This window comes from Streptococcus sp. 27098_8_148, assembly GCF_041432105.1.
Classification (GTDB): domain Bacteria; phylum Bacillota; class Bacilli; order Lactobacillales; family Streptococcaceae; genus Streptococcus; species Streptococcus parasanguinis_AE.
In genome coordinates this window covers 143,241-161,802 of record NZ_JAPVYY010000005.1, presented here as the reverse complement: position 1 = coordinate 161,802, position 18,562 = coordinate 143,241, and the positions used below count along the sequence as shown (strand labels likewise).

Below are 18,562 nucleotides of genomic sequence, written 5' to 3'. Positions count from 1 at the left end.
ACTGATCCTAACGGTGGCTAATTTTCTTCGAAAGGAAGTCCCCGATAAATTGGACCAGAACGATCAGAATCAGGATCAATAAGGTCGCCACAAAGATGACATCATTGTTAAACATATTTTTCCCGTAGTTGATGGCCAAGGTTCCTAATCCTCCAGCACCAACGGCACCCGCCATGGCGGTTTCTCCGATCAAGGAAATGATGGTCACTGTTGTCACACGGATCAAATCAGGAAGCCCTTCACGCAGGTAGACTCCGACAATATCCCAGAAGGTTGCCCCACTGGCTTGCGCTGCTTCAATCACGCCTCCATCCAACTCGGACAAGACCACTTGGACTTGGCGGGCAAAGAATGGAAAGACAGCCAAGGATAGCGGAACAAGGGCTGCTGTAGGACCGATGGTATTTTTCAAGAGCAAGTAGGTCAAGGGATTAATAAAGGCCAACAAGATAATGAAAGGAATGGCGCGGAACAAGGAAGTAATCTTATCCAAAATTTGGAAAACGATTCTATTTTCGATGACACCACCTGGACGGGTCAAGACTAACAAAAGTCCTGTCACCAAACCTAAAAATCCACCAATAATGAAGGAAATAACGGTCATGTAAAGAGTCAAGTAAATAGCGGTTCCCCATCCATACTGGCCAGACCACCCTAATTTATAGACATTTGGTAAATATGTTTGAATTAACTGGATCATGCTTTTCTCCCATCTTTCACAATAGTCACGGAAACTCCTGCATTTTCTAACTCAGCTTTGGCCGTTTCCAGATTTTGAGTCTCACCTGATAAGATGACCACCAATTCTCCGACAGGAGTGTGATCAAGGATCTCGATGTTCCCAAATAAAATGTTGGCAGATACTTGGTACTGCTTGTAAATATCATTGATGATGGCTGTATCTGTCACAGAACCTGCATACTTAAGATGCGCTAAAATCGAATCATCAGGCAAGTTCTTCACAATCGCTTGTTGATTGATTTTCACCATGGCTTCATCGATTCCTGTTGCAACCGTGATAAAGTCTTGCGTCAAAGCATTTTTCGGATTCGAGAAGATATCTAACACAGACCCTTCTTCAATCAGTTCGCCATTTTGCATGACAGCTACCCGGTTGGCAATATCTTTGACAATTTGCATCTCATGGGTGATCAAGACAATGGTTAAGCCAAGTTTTTTGTTTAACTCTTGCAACAAAGCTAGAATTTGTTTGGTCGTCTTTGGATCCAAGGCTGAAGTTGACTCATCTGAGATCAAAATTTTTGGATCGTTGGCAAGGGCACGCGCAATCGCTACCCGCTGCTTTTGCCCACCAGACAATTGTGCTGGGTAATTCTCTGCACGGTCAGCTAGACCAACCAATTCCAACAATTTCGCCACTTTCTCATTCTTTTGTTCTTTGTTCAATTTAGAATGTTTAAGAGCAAAGGCTACATTTTCTGCGACAGTCATTTGAGCCATCAAGTTGAAGTGTTGGAAGATCATCCCGATATCCCGACGTTTCTCCCGAAGGGCAGCCGGTTTTAGGGTCACCTGATCTTGATAAATCACATCTCCATCCACAGTGATGGTTCCGGCGCTAGGCACTTGCAAGAGATTGATCACCCGAACCAAGGTCGATTTCCCGGCTCCGGAATACCCTACAATCCCATAGATATCGCCTTCATTAATATGAATGGTCACATCTTTGACGGCTTGGATCTGACGTTTCTTTTGCTGGAAGGTCACATCAATGTGGTCCAGCTGAATCATTGCTTTACTCATAACTTGCTATTAACTCCTTTATCAATTCAATATGGGTGTAATAATCGGCGATTTTCACATTTTCGTCGCCCCCATGATCACGGCTATTGGCATTGCCAATTCCAAAGGCTGCCATCGGCACCTGCAAAGCCTCAAAGACCGTGTGCATTGGCCCTGTTCCCGCTGTTGTTGGAAGAACAGAAACTCCTTCTCTATAGAAATCTTTGGCCAGCCGTATGACATTTAAAATCGATGGGGCACTCATATCACTTCGGTAACTCATTTCACCGAGAGTATAGACCAATTCGACCTGATCATAGCCATTTTTCTTCAATTGCTGCTTGATCTTTTCTAAGACATCCTTGGGATCCAGTCCAGGAACCAAACGCACCTCCATCTTGGCACGTGCCTCTGCCGGAAGAATCGTTTTAACACCTTGTCCTTGGTAACCAGAGCCAAAACCTTCAATATTCAGGGCTGGTTCAAAATAGAAACGGCGTAGGAATTCTTTTCGGTCTTCCTTCAAGATTGGAAGGCTTAGACCATAGGTTTCCGCTACATCTTCTGGTCCTTTGTTGGCATATTGCTCGATCAAAGCTAGCTCGCGTTCATTGGGTTCTTGGATCTGATCGTAAATCCCATCCACCAAGATTCGGCCTTCTTTGTCACGAAGACTGGCGATAGCATTTAACAAATACCAAGAAGCAGAGTCCACCACGCCACCATAGCTGGAATGGATATCCACTTCTGCACTCTTCACCACCATATCAAAAGTGACGATCCCCTTGCTACCACCGGAAATTTCCAACTGACCCTGATTATTTCGTGTGCCTTGTTCCCAGACTAGGAGGTCTGCCCCACGCAAGTGTTTCTTGTGTTTGGCCAAGTATTTATCCAAGTCAGTCGATGCAGACTCCTCTGCCCCTTCGATGATAAAGGTGATATTGACTGGCAAATCGCCACTTTCACGAATGTATTTTCGAAGAGCTGTGAGACGAGCTGTGATATGCCCCTTGTCATCATCAACCCCTCGACCGTACATGGTTCCATAATGAACAGATAAGGTGAAGGGATCTCCCGTCCAAGGTTGATCTCCATCAGCTGGTACCGTATCATAGTGGTTATAAAAAATGATGGTTTTGGCTTCAGGATTTGGCGAGAAAAATTTGGCAATCACAAAAGGTGCTGTATAGCTATCATCCACTTCGACTTTGGCTCCTGCAGCTGTAAAAATTTCTCCCAAATAGTTGGCTACTTCCTTGAGACCAACTTGTTGGGCAAAGATGGATTTTTTTGAAATCAAGGTTCGCAACACTTCAAAATAATGTTGTGCGACCTCATCATTTTCAAATTTACGGATTTGTTCCGCTTCTGTTGCAAAAGGCATGCATTCCTCCTAATACACGATAAGAGGTAGAGAATTGCTTCTCCACCTCCTTCATACACTTGAGATCAAATCTTAGAAGACTGGTTGGTCCATTCCTTCTGAAGATTCTTCGATCACTTTCTTCACATTGTCTTTGTGATAGGCTTTGATGATTTCTTTGATTGCTTTTGCTTTATCAGATTTTTCCCAATCTTTCTTAGCAGCGATCACGTTGTACCATTGTTTTGAGTTGTTGTCTTTCTTTTCAACATAGATAGCTTTTTTGAAATCAACGCCTGCTTCACGAACGAAGGTATTGTTGATGACTGCAGCATCTACTGATGGAAGAGCAGATGGTGTTTGTGAAGCATCCAATTCAGAAATCTTCAAATCTTTTGAATTTTCTTTGATGTTTGACACGTTTGCCAATTGTCCATCCTTAGTATCCAATTTAATCAAACCTGCTGATTGCAAGACATACAAGGCACGGCTTTCATTTGTTGGGTCATTTGGTACAGCGATTGTTCCACCTTTAGGAATTTCTTTAATTGAAGTGTATTTGTTTTTACCGTTTTCTGTACCAGAGTAAAGACGGATTGGAGCGATGTACGTATCTGCTACTGCAACAAGGGCATTGTCGTTTTTAGAGTTCCAGTTATCAAGGAAGTTGTAGTGTTGGAAAGCATTGATATCCACGCTACCATCTTTTACAGCCACGTTTGGTTGTGAGTAGTCTGTAAATTGAGTGAATTCCAATTTGATTCCTGTTTTAGCGTCATCCAAGTTCTTTTGAACTTGATCCCAACGAGCTTTTTCAGTATCGCTCAAAGTCATGACACCTACTTTTACAGTTGTTTCACCATCTTTGCTAGATGATTTTGAAGAACCACATGCTGCAAGAGCAAATGTTGCAATAGCTGCAAGAGCTGTTAAACCAAGAATTTTTTTCAATTTCATTTTGAAGTCTCCTTTAATTATATATTATTCTTTAATATCTTTTGCTTCTGGTAGATAAACTCCACCAAAGTATTTTTTAGACAGTTTTTCAAGGGTTCCATTGTCATAGAGTTCCTTGATACGTTTGTTGACAAATTTTTGAAGGTCTTTATCTTCTTTTGCAATAATTGGATACACATAAGGTTGTTGGTCGCTTGGAAGCTCGATAACCTTCAAGTTGTCATAGCCTTGATCACGAATGATAGTATCTACTGAGATCCGTTCGAAGATCTTGTAATCTGTACGACCATCCGCTAAATTAGCCATGATGGTTTGAATGGTTCCATCTGTGTATTGTAAGTCAGTTGGATTATCTGAATGTTTTTTATTGAAATCTTCTAATTGTTTAGCAGTAGATGTTCCTTGAACAACTTCTGTTTTCTTGCCACCAATGTCATCCAACGATTTAATAGAAGAATCTTTTGGTACGACCAACACTAATGGATTGCGAGCATATGGATTTGGATAGAGGTATTTTTCTTCCCGCTCTTTTGAGTAACTAATGTTGTTGGCACCGATTTGGAAACGGTCACTATCTAAGCCAGCAAAGACGGAAGACCACTCTGTTTTGTTAAAGTTTACTTCATATTTGTCTGAGCCTTTGAAGATTTCACGCAAAACTTCGATTTCATAACCGGTTAGCTTGCCGTCTTTTTCTTCGTAAGAGAATGGTTTGGTTGTTCCAACAGTCCCAACTTCAATGGTTTTCTTACCACTGGCTGATTTACCAGATGAACATGCTACTAAAGCACTGGTTGCAAGGACTGCAACTAATCCTAAAGCAGAATACTTAATCACTTTTTTTAGATTCATAGGATCTCCTTATTCGTTTCAGGCACATAAAACGCCATTTTAAAAGTATTTTTTAATTTTATCAAAAAAGCATTTACTTGCCTAATATATATTTTTTATGGAGGTGATAGTTTTTCTTTATCACACTTCTTTGGCCTTAAAATATCGCAATAAAGCTTGCGCATTTTCAACATAATAGGGAACCGATACCTCAAAGGCTGCATCATCGATGGTCATGTGATCATGATGGAGGTCTGGCGCATCCGGCTCTCCATTTGAACCGATAAAGGCAAAGACTCCAGGAATTCGTTCTTGATAAAAGGCGAAGTCTTCTCCAGCTGTAGATGGATTTGCTGGAAGCACCTCAGCCAAGTCTTGTGAAGCTTCCCAAACGACTTTGGTCAATTCCTCATCATTAAAGGTAACAGGCGGGGTCACTCCCCACTCAAAAGCCACATCCACTTCCAAGCTTTTTGCTATATGGCGAATGATCGAAATGAAATGTTCCTTCAACTCTCTTTGCACACTCGGATTAAAGGAGCGAATCGTTCCTTCAAAATAACCTGATTTAGGGAGTACATTCCAGGTTGAGCCTACATCCAAGTGAGTAATAGACAAAACAGCTGTTTCAAAAGGAGAAACGGTCCGTGAAATTAATAATTGTACATTCTGAACCATGGTTGTGACGGCTGTTACCGTATCAACTCCTAAATCCGGTCTTGCAGCATGGCTACTAACCCCTGTTACAGTGACCTTAAATTTCTCTACCCCTGCCATCATAGCTCCAGCATTCAAAGCAAGTTGTCCTGCTTTTAGCTGAGGCATATTATGAAAACCAATAATTCCTTGAACATCCTCCAACAGTCCTGTTGCTAAAACGTCAGAAGCACCTTCTGAAATTTCTTCTGCCGGTTGAAAGATCAAGCGTATTGTTCCTTCCAGCTGGTCTTCTTTTTCCTTGAGAAGAGCTGCTGCTCCTAGAAGACTGGTTTGATGAAAATCGTGACCACAAGCATGCATGACACCTGGATGTTGACTTTGGTAGGGAAGATTCGTTTGTTCCAAAATTGGAAGGGCATCGATATCTGCACGTAGCGCCACCACTGGTTGGCCGGACCCAATTTCTGCAATCAGACCAGTTTTTAACCCACTCTCTAAAATACGAATCCCCAACTTTTCCAAACGTTCCCTTAGAAAGGCGGTTGTCTGGTATTCTTGACCAGACAATTCAGGGTGTTGGTGGATATAGTGGCGAATCTCTGCTAACTCTTCATAAGAAAAAGACACAAGCCTTCATCTCCTTTCAAACTTAAAATTATTCTATCACTAATAGGTGTTTCCGTCTAATTCCTGTTTCTTGGGTTTTGATATAGTTTTAAACTATAGATAAAAACACTCCTAGATTCACGTTCTAGGAGTGCCAACTTCCGCATTAAGAAAGATTTCCCTCGAATTTTTCCATAAAGCTATCACTATTATAGGCTTTTTCCACTTCCCATTTGCCATCTTTTTTAACAAAGGTCAACTGGTAGTCGTACCGATCCGGCGTCGTCAAGGGACGATCCGCAAGAGAAGCCATCATTTCCTCTCTATAGGCTTTGTTTTGAGCCTGATTGGCCTCAATGATACTCGAATAATCTTTCCGATGTTCTTGATAGAAGGTCTGCATGTGGTTTAAAATCGTCTTTTCCATGCTGACCGTCTCAGGATTTAGACTAATGATCACCTTGTCCGGGAGATATTGTTTAACCTTATAGGTTAATTTCGCACGCTTAGCATTTTCTTTTTCATAAGCATCGATAAACTGGGTCACTTCTTCTTCAGGGAATTGGTAATCATGTAGTTTACGAGTAAAATCAGCCGCAAATTTCGCACGGAAATCACTGCGTTCCTTTTTCAAATCAGTTCCCAAAACAAAAGCGTCATCCTTTTTGACCTTTCGTTGGCCACTGAAGTAAACTTGATTGATGTATTCATCTGCTAGAATAGTGGAAGCTTCCACCTTGTCCTCATACTGAGAAGAATTCACCGCAAATTTTAGAGGTTTGGATTTTTTATCAGAGCTATAGGTTTTTCGTTCATACTGCACTTCGTACTTCTTGCCTTTTTCGACTGGAAAAACGATATAGCCGGTTAATTTTTTATCCTGGGCCAACTGATCACTCTTGAGCAGTTGGAAGGCTTCACTGTGGTCATAAATTCCTGACTGCAATTTGACCTTGTTATTATCCGCATCGTAAATAGTGATATCTGAATCTGACACGTTGATAGATTCTTTGGCAACATTCTTAAATTCCAATTGAAGGGCCAAATAAGTGCCGTCTTCTGAGTCATTGAGGACAGGTGGCTTGATGTATTGCCCTCCTTTTAGACTCACCTCGACTTGACCGTCAGATGCGGAAGTTTTCGCTGCTTTTTCTGTCTTTGCTTGCTGCGAATTGGTCTTTTGAGCACCAGTCCCACAAGCCGCTAAACTAAAGGTCGCCACAGCAAATAGGGTCCATTTAAAAATCTTTTTCATCCTTATCTCCTTAAAAAAGTTTTGTTCTATTTTAACATCTTTTTCTATCTATGTATACGCTATATAGTGATAACTCTTCCCTATCATAAAAAGGCCAAGACCTTCGTCTCAACCTTTTAACTAAAATATGATAGGTCTTGGTTTTACAAGATTCCTTTTTCTTTTTGAATCATGAAATCCTTGAGGGAAATCAAGAGAACTGCAAGGAGGATCATGGCCATCCCAATCACATCAACCATAAAAAAATGCTCCTTCATAATGACAAAGGCAAAGAAAACTGCCGAAACAGGCTCAAAGGACGCCAGCAAGCTTCCTTTAACGGCTCCTACCAAAGAGGTTCCTTTCAGAAAGGCTGTATAGGCAAAAATCGTCCCAATCACCACCAAGCCAAAAAGGGCCATCCAGGTATCGAGTCTGTAGTTTCCAGAAGAAGAGAGAAGACCACTAAAAGGGAGCATTAGGATTCCTGGAATAGTCATCCCAACTCCAATCACCAGCATGCTTCCCCATTTTTGAATTAAGTTCAGAGGTAGAATGATGTAAAGGGCATAGGCAAATGCTGACACCACTCCCCAAGCCAAACCTTTGGGATTGATGGCCAATTGATTGAGTTGACCATGGGTTGCTATTAAGAATGTGCCACCAATCGCTAGAAGCATCGAAAACACTTCTGCTAGTGTAGGGGCCACCTTATCAATGATACAGGTATAGGCTAAAATTCCCACTGGACAGAGATACTGTAACACCGTAGCAGTCCCAGCATTGGTTTCAGCAATCGCCTCTAAATAGGTCAACTGAGTCAATAACAATCCTAAAAAGGCAAAAATAAGAAGGGGAAGGTAGGAAGATTTATCTTTGGCAAAGGCCAAAAACTTCTCCTTATCTGCAACGTAGGAAAGAAGAATAAGGACAATTCCAGAAAAAAGCAAACGGAGATTTGTTAACTCAATAGCCGAAAATCCATGAACCATTAAATATTGCCCGCTAACTCCGGATAGTCCCCAAGCGATCCCGGCGATCAAGGTCATGAGTGTTCCTTTCATCGTCTTTGACATAGTCCCCTCCTAAATCTGTTCCTTACTTTTATTGTATCATAAAAGGCCGAAACGAAACGTTTCAGCCTCATATATTTCATATAAATTTATTCGCTTATTCAGGTTGAACCAAAATCTTGATTTGAGATTTATCTTGTGTTAATTCAATAAATCCTTCTTCAACGATATTTTCCAATTTAATTTTCTTGGTAACCAATTTTTCAGCAGAGAAGTAGCCTTGTTCCATCAATTCCAATACTTTAGGGAAAATATGACGGTAGGCAATAATTCCTTTGAGAGATTTTTCTTGGATAGCGAATTCATTTGGATTGATGCTAGCTTCACGTTCCCAGATAGATACGACCATACATTCCCCAGCTTTATGAACAGCTGCAAGGGCTTGACCTAAAACAACTGGAACTCCAGTCACTTCATAAGAAACATCTGCTCCACCACCTGTCAAGCGATGGATGGCTTCGACGATTGTTTCTCCTTCTTCTGGGCGAACAACGATTGCTCCCAATTCTTCCGCTTTCGCTTGGCGTTCAGGAGATAATTCAACCGCATAGATTTTTGATGCTCCTGCTGCACGAAGGGCTTCAACAATCAAAAGACCGATTGGACCCAAGCCAAAGATAACGGCTGTATCCCCAGTTTTCAATGCAGATTGACGAACGGCATAAACAGCCACAGCTGCAGGTTCTGTAAGCGCAGCTTGTTCATAGCTCAAGCCATCTGGAATCACATGGACAATGTCACCGTCAAGGACACAATATTTGGCAAAACCACCATCTGCAGCAAGGCCGACAAAGTTCAAGTTTGGATCAAGGTTATAGTCACCGATTAGGTTATGTTTTGCCAAAATTGGTTCAATCGTCACGCGATCCCCAACTTTGACACGAGTCACATCACTTCCGACTTCTACAATTTCACCAGAGAATTCATGTCCCAAAGTAACCGGTGCTTTTTGACCAGAATACACATGTTCTTCAGTTGGGATGAAGATCGGTCCATCCAAATATTCATGCAAGTCCGTCCCACAGATCCCTGTGAACTTAACTGCCACTTTTACTTGATGTGGTTGTACTTCAGGTACTTCCACTTCTTCGATACGAACGTCTTTTGCTGCATGCCAGCGAGCTGCTTTCATAGTAGCCATAGGATAATCTCCTTTATATTTCCATGATTTGCATTTTCCTTTTCAGGAAACTCAACAAATCCATTGTAAGCCTTTTCACAAACTTTGTCAAGAAAAAACTGAAGATGAAAAAAGAGCCGCCCTTCGACTGCTCCTTCTTATTTCTTCTTGATCCGAGAAGATTCCAATCTCCACCCAACAATCCAACCAAGGACAAGGAGATAATTTTCAAGCGCACCAATCCCATTGACCGGCAGATGATAGTGAAAATAACTGAAAAGATGATTGGTCCCAATTCCAAACCCACCAATGATCAAGGCCACTAGTACCGTCCGAAGATAAAACCAATCGTATTTGAGATTGACGGCAATCAAGATCACAAGGACTGCCATATTCCAAATCCCAATCTCCCGTTGCCAACCGACAGAAATACCATATCCCGAATGACTTCCCATATAGGATGGAAAGAATAGTTGGAAGATAATCGCTCCAGACATAGCGATAATGACTAGGATAAATAAAACTCTTAAAAATTTGTTCATGTGACTCCTCCTAATGATAGTTGATATGTAATGGTCTTTCCTATTCTAACACAATTTTATGGATAGTAAAAACCAACCTTTCGGCTGGTTCTTTATCTATTACTCTTCTTTCAACTTAGCCAATTCTTGGGCAAGTAACTTGAGGGCTACTTGTGGGTTAGCTTGGCCTTTGGTTGCTTTCATGAGGAAGCCTGTGAAGGCCTTGTCCGCATTCCGTTTCCCTGACTTGAAGTCGGCTACGGCTGCTTCATTGTCTGCGAAGACTTGGTGGATGATTGGAATCAAGACTTCAGGGTCTGAAATCTGTACCAATCCGGCTTTTTCGACGTATTCACGCGCACCGCCACCGTTTTTCGCCAAGTGAACGAAGACTTTCTTGGCAATCTTAGATGAAATCGTTCCATCTTCGATAATGGCAATCATTTCGACCAAATTTTCCGGCGTCAATTGGATTTCTTCAAGGGTCTTGCCTTCTGCATTCAAGAATTGTGCGACTTCACCTTGGAGCCAGTTAGAGACTTGTTTGGCATCACCACCAAGGGCTACCGCTGCTTCAAAGAAATCAGAAGTAACTTTCGTCGCTGTCAATTGGTTGGCATCATAGTCAGACAAACCAAGCTCTGCCACATAGCGAGCACGACGGTCTTTTGGAAACTCTGGCAACTCCGTACGCATTTCCTCGATCCACTCATCTGAGATTTCAAACAAGGGAAGGTCTGGTTCTGGGAAGTAACGGTAATCCGCTGCTCCTTCTTTGACACGCATAAGAATCGTGCTCTTGTTAGCTTCATCATAACGACGTGTTTCTTGGCGAATGACACCACCTGAACGCAAGATTTTCGCTTGACGCTCAACTTCGTATTCAAGACCTTTACGGACGTTTGAGAAAGAGTTCAAGTTTTTCAACTCAGTCTTGGTACCAAATTCCTCTTGACCGTATGGGCGAAGGGAAATGTTGGCATCGACCCGCATCGATCCTTCTTCCATCTTGACATCTGAAATACCTGTGTATTGGATGACTTCTTTCAAAGCTGTCAAATAAGCGTAGGCTTCTTCTGGAGAACGCATATCTGCTTCAGAAACGATTTCGATCAAGGGCACCCCTTGACGGTTAAGGTCTACATAAGAGAAGCCATCTGTTCCGTGGGTGTTCTTACCGGCATCTTCTTCCAAGTGGGCCCGTTCAATTCCGATTTTCTTAGTTGAGCCGTCTTCCAATTGTACTTCAATCCAACCGTTGTAACCGATTGGTTCGTCAAATTGTGAAATTTGGTAGGCCTTTGGATTATCAGGGTAGAAATAGTTCTTACGGTCAAAGTGCATATGCTGATGGATATCCATATTCAAGGCCAAAGCAGCCTTGATCCCAGCATCCACAACACCCTTGTTCAAGACAGGAAGCACCCCTGGGAAAGACCAGTCAATCACATTGGTGTTGGCATTTTGCTCGTTCCCAAAGTGGGCAGAGGTTGGTGAGAAAATTTTTGAGTTTGTATTCAATTCAACGTGGACTTCAAGTCCGATGACTGTTTCAAAATTCATTAATTGTCACCTCCGAAAATAAGGGGTTGTTGCTTGTGGTAATCCGTCGTAGCTTCAAAGGCAGCTGCAGCTTGGTAGATAGTTTCTTCAGAATACTTAGGACCAATCAACTGCAAACCAACTGGAAGACCTTGCGCAAAACCTGCAGGAATCGAAATTCCTGGAAGACCTGCCAAGTTGACTGGAATGGTCAAGAGGTCAGCCAAGTACATGGCAACCGGATCATGGTTGAGCGAATCCAAATCAAAGGCTACACTTGGAGCTGTTGGACCAAGGATAAGGTCGTAATCCGCAAAGACTTTTTCGAAGTCTTGGATAATGAGGGTACGGACTTGGCCAGCTTTCTTGTAGTAAGCATCGTAGTAACCAGATGACAAACTAAAGGTACCAAGCATGATCCGGCGTTTAACCTCATCACCAAAGCCTTGGCTACGAGTGTTCACGTAGATATCATCCAAGTTTTTAGCATCTTCCGCACGGAAACCATAGCGAATCCCATCGAAACGTTGCAAGTTTGAAGAAGCTTCAGATGAAGCGATGATGTAGTATACGGCAACTCCGTATTTAGAATGAGGCAAGCTGACTTCTTCGACAGTTGCTCCCAATTTTTCAAAGTGTTTGGCCGCTTTAAGGATAGTTTCTTTGACTTCTGGGTCAATCCCTTCCCCAAGGTATTCCTTCGGAAGGGCAATCTTCATGCCTTTAATGTCTTGACCAATCTTAGAAGTATAGTCTGCTACGCGCACTGGCGCTGAAGTTGAATCTTTATCATCTTCACTGGCAATAACATTAAGCAAGAGGGCATTTTCCTTAACCGTTGGTGCAAACGGCCCAATTTGGTCGAGTGAGCTACCAAAAGCAATGAGACCAAAACGGGAAACTGTTCCATAAGTTGGTTTGAGACCAACAATCCCATTAAAAGCAGCCGGTTGACGGATAGAACCACCTGTATCTGAACCAAGGGACAAACGGACTTGACCTGAAGCGACAGAAGCTGCTGAACCACTAGAAGATCCACCAGGCACCTTGCTGTGGTCCCATGCATTCTTGGTTGGTCCATAGTAAGAAGTTTCACCAGATCCACCCATGGCAAATTCATCCATGTTGGTCTTTCCGATGACAATCATATCTTTGGCTTTGGCATTGGCAACCGCTGTCGCATCAAAGATTGGCTCGTAGTTATAGAGCATTTTTGAAGCCGCAGTTGTCAAGATACCATCTGTTGAGATATTGTCTTTGACAGCGAGTGGAATCCCTGACAGGAGGTTGTCTGCATCGATTCCTTTTTCATCAATGGCCTTGGCTTGTGCAAGAGCTGCTTCTTCGGCCACCGTTACAAAGGCATTAACCGCTTCTTCACGCGCCTTGATATCATCAAGCGTAGCTTGTGTCAATTCGGTTGCCGAAATTTCCTTAGAAACAAGGAGGTCGTGCAACTCTTCAATGGTTTTATGGTTGAATGACATTAGGCATCTCCTCCATCTTCTAGGATAGCTGGTACCTTGATGTAATAGTTATCTTTTTCAGGTACATTTTTAAACAAGCGGTCACGGTCCGTCCCTTTTTCAGCAACATCCGGACGCAATACGGTCTTACGATCCGCCATAGTCGTTGTTGGGGCAACACCTGTTGTGTCCACTTCTTCCAACAATTCCACCATGTCGACAATTTTAGACAAGGTTGTCGCAAATTCAGCTGTCTCTTCTGGAGAGAATTTCAATTTTGAAAGATTGGCAACGTGGGTTACCTCTTCTTGCGTAATTTTCATCTTGCTTCCTTTCGTGAAATGATGATTTTTCAATACCCTCTATTTTACCATAATTTAGCCCAATTTGCTTGCCTTAGAAAAAATCTGTAGGACTTTTTTGTCACTACAGATTCTTCTTTTTATATTTCTTTTCCGCCGAATTGCCCCATCTCCATTAGAGTCTCTTTCCAGACTTCCTGGACGTTAGAAGCGAGGTAAGAGGAGGCTAAGTCATAAGAAGCCTGATGAAATGGAGCGAGGTCCCTTTCAAAGAGCTGGACCAGCTTGTCTGCCAACTCTTTCACCAACTCTTCTTCTGGCACTGTCTCGCTATAAGGTACCAAAAAGCCATTTTCACCCTCTTTTATAAAAGTTGGATTACCATAACGGGCATCAAAGCCCAGCAAGGCCAAACCTGCTCCAGCCGCCTCCATCAAAGTCAAACCAAAGGTCTCCCACTGAGAAGTGGTGAGGTAGGCTTGGTAGCAAGGATAGATCTGCTGAAGATCCGCATGACCGCGTAGGTGAATATAATCTTGTGCTGCAAGCTCCTGAATCAGGTGGCGCAAGTTGTCCGCTTCTCCACCCTTCCCATAAATATCAAACTGAAGGGCTGGGAGTTTTTCATGAGCTTGGGCCACTACTCGAATAGCCAAATCGATGCGTTTTCTTGGATCCAAACGGGAAGCTGTGAGCACACTAAAGGGAGGTCGATCTCCTTGTGATTCTGTCAATTCTTCTAGATGCCCAACCGGAATGCTATAGATTGGAATTCCTTGGCATCCTTGTTTAGCAAGTGTCTGCTCCAAGACTTCTTTTTGAAGATCCGTTGCCGTGATGAAATAATCGAAGCGTTTAGCATACTTGAACACATAATAATATTCATAATTGAGATGGCCATTTTCAAATTCATGCTCCGAATGAAACACCATGGCGAGCTTTGAAGAAGCAGGTTTCTCCAACAAAGGGCGAGCAAAATCCATGCGCGAAGCCCGGTCAAGCAGAATCAGATCTTCTTCTTTTAGCGACAGCTGCGACAAAAAACGTCTCATCACTTCTGTATGGTTGGTCAAAATCTCAGACCCCAGTTTATAGAGCCAGCTTCCACCGAACCTCGATTCTTCAAAAGCGATAGTCCCATCTTGATGGTGATAGATCCGTCTGACAACACTACCATACTGAAAATACTCTGTGACAAGTTTACAAGCTCCATAATACTCTCGCTTGATCCTATTTCCAGCCAAAAGATAGTCTACATAGCGGACACAGTTTGGATGATAGGGATCCAAATGAAAGCTCAAGGCGTTTCCATCCGCAAATTGGTAGCGAATGACTCTTTCCGTTTTTTCAACAACATCCAGACGAGTCAGTTGAAACTCCATTTGCAAGGCCCCTACCGACTTTTGAGGGACCGTAGTCTGTTGATCCGTAAAAGTTAAATGGGCAAAAAGCAGTTCCTCATCCCGGTGCCCCAATGAGAGGTAATAGGCCAATTTTTCTGGAGTGGGCCAAGTGGTAAAGACAAACTTCGCTGCCACTCCTAGTCTCCGGAGCATCTTTGCCCGAGAGGCTTGTGCAACATCAACCCCATTAGGTTCGAATCCCACTAATAGATTAAAGGTATAAATGGTCATGCGGTTCCTCCCTCTAATCGCTTAAACAGCTCTTCCAAAGCTTCTTTTTCAGGCAATTTCAAGATTCGTGCCTGCTCTCTTACCAATTCTTTGTGGGTCTCTGGATGCTGGAGCAAGGTATCTAGTTGCTGTTTCATTTCTTCGACTGTATCTGTGATTGTGCTCAAGTTTTTATAGGCTTCCTGATGAACCGTGCTCTTCAAACCAAATAAGACTTGCCCATTTTCAAGAGCATGAAGACTACTACTCCACACTTCTTCTCCCTGGTTGCAATCCAGATAAATAGAGCAGCTGGATAACAAGTCCTCATATTTGTCCAGCGAAATCCCTGGATAGAGGCGCACATTGGAGCGAGTCGCTAAGTCTGTTAATTTCGGCCCCATAGCCGTCAAAGCAGCAATGTGAAAGGTGACTTGTGGGAATTGATGGACCAGGCTAGATAGGCCTTCGACCTCTTGAGAAGCCGTCATAACCATGGCTTCTGGTTGAAAACTTTCCTGCTCCACATCTACCAGCCCTGACAAGACTGTGATTCCGTCTATTTTCTCACTCAACAGACCATCTTCTACCAACAAAATCTGACTGACTTGTTCTTTGATCTCGTCTAGATCATGCGCGTCACTGGCACAGTAGGCGAGTCTTTCCTTTGGTTTCTCTTTCACAACATCTAGCAATGCCTTGTCCATCAAAAGAACGGCTTCATCTTCCGGCAAGACTTGTTCTAGGACAGCTCTTTGCAGCTCTTTCTTATTGGCATACAGGCGATCCCGTCCCTTAGGAGTTTGAAGCAAAAAGGTTCCTTGTGAGACAAAGTGAAGCAAGACTTCTTCTTGTTGACGGTTCAAATAGATGTCTAAATAGGATTGGCCAGCTTCCGTCAGGAGACTCTGTTTGCTTCTCCAGCCATAGCGGTTGTAGACATCAATGGATACGATCTCTTCTCCCTGACCAAACCATTCCACTCTGTCAACTGTTCGAGACAAGATATCCTCTCGCAAAACCACGTTGGCACGACGTTCCTCACCATCAAAAAGATAGGTCGTGATCCCTAGTGTCCAACATTCCCATAATTCTGGAACTGCTAGATCATTGAAAAATAAAGTTTTTCCAATTTTTGATACTGGGTCTTTTTGGGTAAAAAAGGTCGCAAGACTCTCTGTCTGTTGGTCCAAATCTGTTTCCAGATTGGTCACAAATACCCGGTAGGGCTGGCCAAGTTTGTCCAAGTATTTTTGCAAACGATCCAGCTCTCTGGTCTGCTCTGATGCAATAATGAACATGCTGATCCTTTCTCATCAATAAGGGGTTAGTCCATCGTTTCAATAAAACGGAGGTTGGTCACCACGCGCTCATAGGTTTCTGTCCCTTGCAAGCCTGCTTCCTCTAATTTTTCAAGGGCCCGTTTCAAGCGCGTTTTGTAGATATAGCGATGCCAAGTCAAATCATAGCCCAACATCCCCAGTAGAGCCAACTTCTCCTGCTTAGCTTCCATCTCATCGACGACTCGCTTTTCTGTCCAAACCTGGGACAGAGTATCTGCACGGCCCACGCGATACCAATAAATACATTTCTCCGTATGAACTACCCGATGGGCTTTTAAGAAGAGCTTGTACATCAGGAAGTTGTCTTCGACATTTTTTCCAACTGGAAAACGAAGTCCTTCAAATAAGTTACGCTTATAGAGCTTCATCATAGCACACGCCCAGGCCATATCTCTGGTCTCCTGAATGGCATCGTGGTCCATAATTGTTCGCCCCTCATAAAGGGTCTCTGAATAATCATCGTCCGTTACTTTGATCAAGTATTTGCTACTACTGTCATCATAGAGGTTATAGTTGGCTACGGAAACATCCGCATTATACTTTTGAAGTTGGCGATAGAGCACTTCTACATAGTCTTCCGTCACCCAGTCATCTGGATCAATAAAGGTAATGTAACCACCAGTCGCTAGCTCAATCCCTGTATTCCGAGCAGCAGATAAGCCCCCATTTTCTTGGCGAACGTAGCGGATGCGCGCATCCTTCCTAAAAAATTCTTTACAGATCTCTTCTGACTGGTCTGGCGAACCATCATTGACCAGGATAATTTCCAAATGAGGGTAGGTCTGATGGATAACCGTTTCCAAACATTGTCTCAAATAAGCCTCTACATTATAGATGGGAATGATGATACTCACTACTTCATTTGTTTCCATGCTTCTTCTCGTTTCTCTTTAAATAATCGCGAATGGCTGCCACCATCTCCTGCACCTGATCATCCCTAAACACCCGATTCTCACCATTCTGCACATGATTGGTTCCCTCAAAAGAAAAAATAGGGACGCCTTGTTGGCTGAGTGTTTGCGTGATTTGATCGACCTCATCATAGGGATTGATATCCAGATACAAATCCAATTTTTCTATAACCTTCCGACTAGTCAAAGGATCAAAGGAAGGGTATAAAAAGAGGTTGGGGTAGCGTTCCAATTGCACCAAGTTAAAACCAAAATGACTATGGGCAAGAACATGAATCGCGACATCTGGCAACTCTTTTAACAACGTCTCCAACTCGTGGATATCTGCTGTATGAGTATAAATAGCCGCATGATAAGGAAAAGTTCCCACTAGATCTTGATAAGTTTGCTTCAAAATCGGTTTTCGAAGCAAAATTTCCTCCCAAGATAGGGCATAATAAAACCACCATAATTCACGAAAACGATTGAAGCGTTTGGAGGTCCATGGTTTATTATGAGAGGTGTAATGAATGACCGCAGGAATCCCTTGGAAGGCCTCATACCAATCCAAGTCCCCATAGAGGTACTGATCCTTATCAGACCCCACTTGTAAATTATAGGTCCAAGGTAATGGAAACCACGCATTTTTGAAATACAGATTCAAAATTCCCTGATCTCCATAGACCTGTTGATGATACTTACGAGTAAGATCAAAAAGTGCCTCTGTCACTTGGTGCTCTTGCCACCAAGTCTTATCAATCACCAAAAGTCCCGCATTAAAGCCATCTGTCGTCGTTGGCTTATCGACCACTGCACCCAGTCCATAATCTTTTAGATCAACCTCAAACAAAGGCGATAAATCCTGTGTAAAGATCATGTCACAATCCAGATAGAGGATCCGCTCTTCCTCCACCATCTCTGGAATAGCGTAACGGAAATAGGTCGCATAGTGAATATGGTCACTTGGAAGCGAGAAGGATTGGAATTGCTCGGGAGACATCCGACAATTAATCACTTCTGAATCCAACTGGCGCAAGCGCTGATTCATGATAGCAAACCACTCCGTTGGTAGATCTTCATTTAAGACATAAATTTTCAACTGGTCTTGATGGGCACACAGTGACTTCATAGCGGTTTCCAATTTTTCCATATAAGATAGATTGGCTGAAAACACGACAGCTTTTTTACTCATAACTCCCCCTTATTTTCTTCCATTAGAATACCATTTTCAAGAGAGGAAGACAATTTCTAGGCCCCAAAAAAGAGGCCTAAACAAATGTCTATGACCTCTTTTA

17 protein-coding genes are annotated in these 18,562 nt (G+C 42.8%); all 17 read right to left on the bottom strand.

Going from position 1 to position 18,562, the window contains the following annotated elements; all coding sequences use genetic code 11:
* Positions 1 to 7: 7 nt before the first annotated feature.
* Positions 8 to 700 (bottom strand): methionine ABC transporter permease, encoded by a 693-nt coding sequence (locus O3646_RS06030; protein ID WP_003008487.1) that lies wholly within the window; start codon positions 698 to 700, stop codon positions 8 to 10.
* Entirely contained in the window at positions 697 to 1,764 is a 1,068-nt protein-coding gene (locus O3646_RS06025; RefSeq protein WP_070662629.1) for a methionine ABC transporter ATP-binding protein, read from the bottom strand. Before O3646_RS06025 ends, O3646_RS06030 begins: the two co-directional genes overlap by 4 nt.
* The gene (locus O3646_RS06020) at positions 1,757 to 3,130 is read right to left on the bottom strand and encodes a M20/M25/M40 family metallo-hydrolase (RefSeq protein ID WP_368397790.1); all 1,374 of its coding nucleotides are present in this window, start codon (positions 3,128 to 3,130) and stop codon (positions 1,757 to 1,759) included. Before O3646_RS06020 ends, O3646_RS06025 begins: the two co-directional genes overlap by 8 nt.
* Positions 3,131 to 3,202: 72 nt before the next feature.
* Positions 3,203 to 4,066: a MetQ/NlpA family ABC transporter substrate-binding protein gene (locus O3646_RS06015; RefSeq protein ID WP_049492388.1), complete on the bottom strand. Its 864-nt coding sequence runs from the start codon at positions 4,064 to 4,066 to the stop codon at positions 3,203 to 3,205.
* A gap of 24 nt (positions 4,067 to 4,090) precedes the next feature.
* On the bottom strand, positions 4,091 to 4,918 hold the full coding sequence (locus O3646_RS06010) for an amino acid ABC transporter substrate-binding protein (RefSeq protein ID WP_118095487.1): 828 nt from the start codon (positions 4,916 to 4,918) through the stop codon (positions 4,091 to 4,093).
* Positions 4,919 to 5,038: 120 nt separating this feature from the next.
* Positions 5,039 to 6,184, bottom strand: coding sequence for an amidohydrolase (locus O3646_RS06005; protein ID WP_368397789.1), 1,146 nt, complete (start codon positions 6,182 to 6,184; stop codon positions 5,039 to 5,041).
* Between the two features lie 145 nt (positions 6,185 to 6,329).
* Complete coding sequence (locus tag O3646_RS06000; RefSeq protein ID WP_368397788.1) at positions 6,330 to 7,418, bottom strand: DUF4352 domain-containing protein; 1,089 nt, start codon at positions 7,416 to 7,418, stop codon at positions 6,330 to 6,332.
* Positions 7,419 to 7,561: 143 nt separating this feature from the next.
* Entirely contained in the window at positions 7,562 to 8,473 is a 912-nt protein-coding gene (locus tag O3646_RS05995; RefSeq protein WP_070449882.1) for a DMT family transporter, read from the bottom strand.
* A 94-nt stretch (positions 8,474 to 8,567) separates the two neighbouring features.
* Entirely contained in the window at positions 8,568 to 9,611 is a 1,044-nt protein-coding gene (locus tag O3646_RS05990; RefSeq protein ID WP_070449886.1) for a 2,3-butanediol dehydrogenase, read from the bottom strand.
* A gap of 137 nt (positions 9,612 to 9,748) precedes the next feature.
* Positions 9,749 to 10,132, bottom strand: coding sequence for a hypothetical protein (locus tag O3646_RS05985; RefSeq protein ID WP_070505222.1), 384 nt, complete (start codon positions 10,130 to 10,132; stop codon positions 9,749 to 9,751).
* A 99-nt stretch (positions 10,133 to 10,231) separates the two neighbouring features.
* On the bottom strand, positions 10,232 to 11,674 hold the full coding sequence (gene gatB / locus O3646_RS05980; protein WP_003005611.1) for an Asp-tRNA(Asn)/Glu-tRNA(Gln) amidotransferase subunit GatB: 1,443 nt from the start codon (positions 11,672 to 11,674) through the stop codon (positions 10,232 to 10,234).
* Complete coding sequence (gene gatA / locus O3646_RS05975; protein WP_031572932.1) at positions 11,674 to 13,140, bottom strand: Asp-tRNA(Asn)/Glu-tRNA(Gln) amidotransferase subunit GatA; 1,467 nt, start codon at positions 13,138 to 13,140, stop codon at positions 11,674 to 11,676. The genes gatB and gatA overlap by 1 nt, the downstream gene beginning before the upstream one ends.
* A complete protein-coding gene (gene gatC, locus O3646_RS05970; protein WP_002884769.1) occupies positions 13,140 to 13,442 on the bottom strand; it encodes an Asp-tRNA(Asn)/Glu-tRNA(Gln) amidotransferase subunit GatC in 303 nt (100 codons plus the stop codon). The genes gatA and gatC overlap by 1 nt, the downstream gene beginning before the upstream one ends.
* A gap of 119 nt (positions 13,443 to 13,561) precedes the next feature.
* Complete coding sequence (locus tag O3646_RS05965; RefSeq protein WP_371610671.1) at positions 13,562 to 15,055, bottom strand: glycosyltransferase; 1,494 nt, start codon at positions 15,053 to 15,055, stop codon at positions 13,562 to 13,564.
* Positions 15,052 to 16,335: an accessory Sec system glycosyltransferase GtfB gene (locus O3646_RS05960; RefSeq protein ID WP_371610670.1), complete on the bottom strand. Its 1,284-nt coding sequence runs from the start codon at positions 16,333 to 16,335 to the stop codon at positions 15,052 to 15,054. The genes O3646_RS05965 and O3646_RS05960 overlap by 4 nt, the downstream gene beginning before the upstream one ends.
* Positions 16,336 to 16,361: 26 nt before the next feature.
* Positions 16,362 to 17,249, bottom strand: coding sequence for a glycosyltransferase family 2 protein (locus O3646_RS05955; protein WP_371610669.1), 888 nt, complete (start codon positions 17,247 to 17,249; stop codon positions 16,362 to 16,364).
* The gene (locus O3646_RS05950) at positions 17,236 to 18,459 is read right to left on the bottom strand and encodes a glycosyltransferase (RefSeq protein ID WP_049484005.1); all 1,224 of its coding nucleotides are present in this window, start codon (positions 18,457 to 18,459) and stop codon (positions 17,236 to 17,238) included. Before O3646_RS05950 ends, O3646_RS05955 begins: the two co-directional genes overlap by 14 nt.
* Between the last annotated feature and the right edge of the window lie 103 nt (positions 18,460 to 18,562).